Genomic DNA, 4,812 nt, shown 5'->3' with positions numbered 1-4,812 from the left:
GTCCAGGTAGGCGTCGACCGCGGCGTTCTCCTCGCTGTCCAGGGTCAGTCCCTCGCCCGCCCCGGCGGAGCTCCGCACTGCCCGCATGGGGCGGGGCGGCGGTGTCCGGCGGGCACGGCGGGGGTCCGGGTCCCCCGTGCGGCCCGGTGGCTCAGAGCGGGTGCGAGACCCCGCGTCGGATCGGCTCCCGGCGTCGGAGGCGGTCAGCCGCACAGCGGAGCAGCGCCCTCATACCGGGTTGCGTGCGGGCATCTCCGGCAAAGCGGCAGATGGCCGTAGCCGGCGTCACGAGCCCGGCGTGGGGCCTCGTACACGCTCTCAGCCCCGGCGCCGCTCCGCCCGCGCACGGGCCCCGCCGTCCCGCCGTATCCGTACGGGCACCCCGGGCGGTCCGACCGCCCGGGTCCGCTCCTGAAGGGCCCGAGTCGGCTCCGTCTCGGGCCGACGGGTCACCGGGCGGTTCGCGACGCCCCTCGGGGGCGCGCCCCGTCGGACAGCGCGCTACCCCGGGATGCGCTCCGTAGCGCTCGCCCGGAGTGCGGGCCCTTTCGTGCGCCGCGGGCCGGTAGCCCGTCCGGGCGGTGCCTGGTGACCGCGCCCCGGGCGGTGCGTTGTGCCGAGCGCACCACCCGACCGCGGCCGCCGGGCCGCATTGACGACAGGGGACCCGCGCATGACCTTCCGCCGCCGCAGCATCCGCCGCGCGCTGGGCACCGCCGCCGTGCTCTCGGCGCTGCTGGCGCCCACCGCTGCCGCCTCCCAGCCGTCGCCCGCCCCCACGGCGCAGCAGACCGCCCGGGAACCCGCCTGGGCGGGCGAGGGACTGACCCTGGACAGCGAGGAGAACGCCGCGGTCGACGCCTACCTGGACCGGGCCGCCGAGGCCGAGCGCCGGATCAGTCCGGAGCTGGTGCGGGTCGCCGAACTGACCGCGGCGGAGCTGGTCGGGTTCGACAACCGGCTGAAGACGGAGGGCTCCCTCAAGCGCAAGGTGGCCACCTGGCTCGACGAGTCGCCGGAGAAGTCCGTGGACGACGTCCTCGCCGAGATCAACGACTCGGTCCGCTACACCCTGCAGTGGGAGGACGGGGAGTACAGCGAGGGCGTCGCGGACGCCGCGGAGCTGCTCCACGCCTGGCACCACGCCCCGGCCCGCTGGTCCAACACCTGGGGCAGCACCGGCCGCTACCAGGCCGTCAACTCCACCTGGCGGGAGCCCGCGGCCGCCCACCCCTTCGAGGTGCAGTTCCACACCCCGGCCAGCCGCGCCGCGGCGACCCTGACCCACCCGCTGTACGAGGAGGAGCGGCTGCCGTCGACCTCCCCGGAACGCGCCGCGGAGCTGCGGGAGCAGCAGGCCTTCATCTTCGGGGCCGTCCCCGTCCCGGAGGGCGCGGAACGGTTGGCGGCCCCCGGCGTGTCCTCCCCCGCCACGCGCCCCGTCCCGGCGCCGGTCGGCTGACCCCTCCCCCCGACATGCCCGTGGCCGCGACGGGGACCACCGTCGCGGCCACGGATGCGCGGTGCCGGCGTCAGCCCGCCCCGTCCTGGGAGGCCAACCGCCGCGGGGCGTCGACCGGTTCACCGCTCAGCGCCGCGGCGAGCCGGAGGTGGGCCGTCGCCTCCGACGCCCGGCCGAGCCGCTCGAGCGTGCGGCCCAGCATCAGCCGCGCGTAGGACTCGTCCGGGTAGCGGTCGACGATGTGGCGCAGCTCCGCCTCGGCGCGGTTCAGCTGCGCGGAGTGGTAGAGCGCACGCGCCAGCAGGATCCGGAGGTCCAGCCGGCCGGGCTCGGCGTCCACGAGTTCGCGGGCCAGGCGCGCGGCCTCCCCGTAGTCGCGCGCCTCGAAGAAGAGCTGGGCTCGGCGGTACCGGTCGATGAGGTCGGCGTCGGTGTTCATGGGGCTCCTCCCGTGCGTCGGCTGCAACATCGGCCGCGCCGGTGGTATTCCGCGGCGACCGCGGCCGGCCCCGGCGGAGGACGCGCCCCTGGTCGCGGCGGTGGGCGGCGCGTACGCTCCCCCGCATGTTCACGACGCGTCCCACCCTCCAGGGCACCTTCGGCATGGTCTCCAGTACCCACTGGCTCGCCTCCCAGACCGCGATGGCGGTGCTGGAGGACGGCGGCAACGCGTTCGACGCGGCCGTCGCGGCGGGTTTCGTCCTCCAGGTGGTCGAGCCCCATCTGAACGGACCCGCCGGCGAGGTGCCGGCGATCGTGGCTCCGGCCGACGGCCCGGTGCGCGTGCTCTGCGGGCAGGGCCCGGCCCCCGCCGCGGCCACCATCGGGCACTACACGTCGCTGGGCCTGGACGTGGTGCCCGGCACCGGACCGCTGGCGGCCGCCGTACCCGGCGCGTTCGACGGCTGGATGCTGATGCTGCGCGACCTGGGGACCCGCTCCCCCGCCCAGGTGCTGCGGTACGCCATCGGCTACGCCGAGCACGGGCACCCCGCTCTCGACCGGGTCGGTGTCGCGGTCGAGCGGGTGCGGGAGTTGTTCGAGAAGGAATGGACCTCCTCCGCGGAGGTGTACCTGCCCGGCGGCCGGGCACCCGCGGGCGGTGCGCTGCTGCGCAACCCCGATCTGGCCGCTACCTGGCGCCGCCTCGTCGCGGAGTCCGAGGCGGCGGGCCCCGACCGCGAGGCGCGCATAGAGGCCGCCCGCCGCGTCTGGCGGGAGGGCTTCATAGCCGAGGCGATCGACGCCCACGCGGCCCGGCCCGCGATGGACTCCTCCGGTGAGCGCCACGCCTCGACCCTGACCGGTGACGACCTGGCGCGGTGGTCGGCCTCCTTCGAGGAGCCGGTGCGGTACGACTGGCGCGGCTGGACCGTCTGCAAGCCGGGGCCCTGGTCCCAGGGGCCGGTCCTGCTCCAGCAGCTCGCCCTGCTCGACCCGGGGGTGGGGGCCGGGGACCTGGGCACGCCGGACTACGTGCACGCGCTGGTCGAGGGCGGCAAGCTGGCCATGGCCGACCGGGAGGCCTGGTACGGGGACGCCGCCGAGGTTCCGCTGGCCGACCTGCTCTCCCCCGGCTACAACGCGGAGCGCCGGCGGCTGATCGGCGCCGAGGCCTCGCACGACCTTCGCCCCGGCTCGCCCGGGGGCAGGGCCCCGGTGATCGCGCGGCACGCCGCGGGCGCTGCCGGAACGCTGCCCGGGTGGACGCCGCCGGACCCGGTCGCCGGCGCGGGCGAGCCGACGGTCGGCCGTGACGGGGAGGTCCGCGGCGACACCTGCCACGTCGACGTGGTGGACCGCTGGGGCAACATGGTCAGCGCGACGCCCAGCGGCGGCTGGTTGCAGTCCAGCCCGGTCGTGCCGGGACTCGGCTTCCCGCTCGGCACCCGTCTGCAGATGACCTGGCTGGAGCCGGGCCTTCCGTCCTCCCTCACCCCCGGCCGCCGCCCCCGCACGACGCTCTCCCCGTCGCTGGCGCTGCGCGACGGCCGCCCGGTCATGGCGTTCGGCACGCCGGGCGGGGACCAGCAGGACCAGTGGCAGACGCACTTCTTCCTCTCGGTGGCGATGCGGGACGCGGTCCGGGGGTCGCTGGACCTCCAGGGCGCGATGGACGAGCCCAACTGGCACCAGGACAGCTTCCCCAGCTCGTTCTACCCGCGCGGCATGGACCCGGGTTCCGTCACCGTCGAGGAGCGCGCGGGCGTGGAGACCGTCGCCGCTCTCCGGGCACGGGGGCACCGCGTCACGGTGGCCGGGGCGTGGACGGAGGGACGGCTGTGCGCGGTGGCGCGCGACCCGGAGACGGGGGTTCTGGCGGCCGCGGCCAATCCGCGCGGGATGCAGGGATACGCCGTGGGCCGGTGACCGGGGGCCGCCGGACGTGGTTTCCCGCCATGCGCGGGCGACCGGGTCAGCCCGGCGGCGCTCCCGGGCCGGCGCCGGGAGCATCGGCCCGCGTCCCGACGCCCCGGGCGTCCCGGCCCGGCCCGGGACGGAGCCACCTCGGCCGGAGCTGCGACGGGCGGGGCGGCGTGGCGGGCGCACGCGGCACACGGTAGAAAGGGCGCGCGCCCGCTTCCGCGCCACGGAGCGCACGTGGGGCGCTCTCCGGCCCTCCGTGCGACTGGGCGTTCCGTGGCCGGATCGCCACCGACCGCAGCCGTGAAAACTGTCCGTAGCCGAACGGAAACACAGGCGTTGCACAGCTCGGCTTCAGTACCGGGATGGAGATATCCGCACCGGGACGGGAGCTGGCGGCGTTCACCGTCGAGCTGCGCGCACTGACGGCGGAGCTGGACCCGGGCGCCGGCTGGTTCGCCGCGTTCGCACGCCGCGCCCCCGCAGAGCTGGAGACCTGGCTGGCCGGTCTCGACCTTCCGCCGTGGGACGTCGTCGCCGACCTGGTGCAGGACCTCGCCTGCGGCGCCGGACCGCGCGCGGCCCGGGAGCGGGAGGAACGACTCCGCACCGGCTACGCTGCCGCGGCCGCCGCCCAGGACGGCCGCCCGGCCGCCCGCGACGACCTGCTGCGCCGGGTCGGCCTCGCGGAGCACGCCGCGAGGGAGGCCGTCGAACGCGGCCACCGCCTCGCCGTCGCCGAGCAGTCGGCCCGCTCGGCGGGGCACGGCCAGGAGGGCGACCGACTGGCGACCCTGCGCATGTGGGCCGAGGACGACGGCGCGCGGCATCGGGCACGGCTGGCGGAACTGCATGCCCGAGCGGCGGCCCTCTCCGCCGTCGGAGCGGGCCGCACCGTGCAGCGAACGGGCGCGGCGCCCGCTGCACGCGGGGCAGGAGCGCCGCAGGACGGCGCGGACGGCCCCGTCCCCGCCACGCCTCCGCCC

The 4,812-nt window shown here is 77.0% G+C and carries 3 protein-coding genes and 1 pseudogene; 3 read left to right on the top strand and 1 reads right to left on the bottom strand.

What is annotated here, in order from left to right; genetic code table 11:
• The first annotated feature begins 673 nt into the window (after nt 1-673).
• Nucleotides 674-1,462: an ATP nucleotide 3'-pyrophosphokinase gene (locus HCN52_RS21935; RefSeq protein WP_168090175.1), complete on the top strand. Its 789-nt coding sequence runs from the start codon at nt 674-676 to the stop codon at nt 1,460-1,462.
• Between the two features lie 70 nt (nt 1,463-1,532).
• On the opposite strand, the gene HCN52_RS21930 is transcribed toward HCN52_RS21935, so the two are convergent.
• A complete protein-coding gene (locus tag HCN52_RS21930; RefSeq protein WP_168090174.1) occupies nt 1,533-1,901 on the bottom strand; it encodes a tetratricopeptide repeat protein in 369 nt (122 codons plus the stop codon).
• Between the two features lie 125 nt (nt 1,902-2,026).
• Between HCN52_RS21930 and HCN52_RS21925 the strand changes: the two genes are divergently transcribed.
• Together HCN52_RS21925 and HCN52_RS21920 are read left to right on the top strand one after the other, a co-directional pair.
• Nucleotides 2,027-3,832, top strand: a complete 1,806-nt coding sequence (locus tag HCN52_RS21925) for a gamma-glutamyltransferase family protein (protein WP_168090173.1) — start codon at nt 2,027-2,029, stop codon at nt 3,830-3,832.
• Nucleotides 3,833-4,191: 359 nt separating this feature from the next.
• A pseudogene (locus tag HCN52_RS21920) lies at nt 4,192-4,812 on the top strand (hypothetical protein); the annotation flags it as partial.

It is taken from the genome of Streptomyces bohaiensis (genome assembly GCF_012033785.1).
GTDB lineage: Bacteria > Actinomycetota > Actinomycetes > Streptomycetales > Streptomycetaceae > Streptomyces > Streptomyces bohaiensis.
The sequence above is the reverse complement of the archived record's forward strand: the minus strand, read 5'-3'. Positions and strand labels throughout refer to the sequence as shown.

What these genes read in the sequence shown, in the direction of transcription:
- HCN52_RS21935 (WP_168090175.1), top strand. Translation starts at nt 674, where the DNA reads ATGACCTTCCGCCGCCGCAGCATCCGCCGCGCGCTGGGCACCGCCGCC.
- HCN52_RS21930 (WP_168090174.1), bottom strand. Translation starts at nt 1,901, where the DNA reads ATGAACACCGACGCCGACCTCATCGACCGGTACCGCCGAGCCCAGCTC.
- HCN52_RS21925 (WP_168090173.1), top strand. Translation starts at nt 2,027, where the DNA reads ATGTTCACGACGCGTCCCACCCTCCAGGGCACCTTCGGCATGGTCTCC.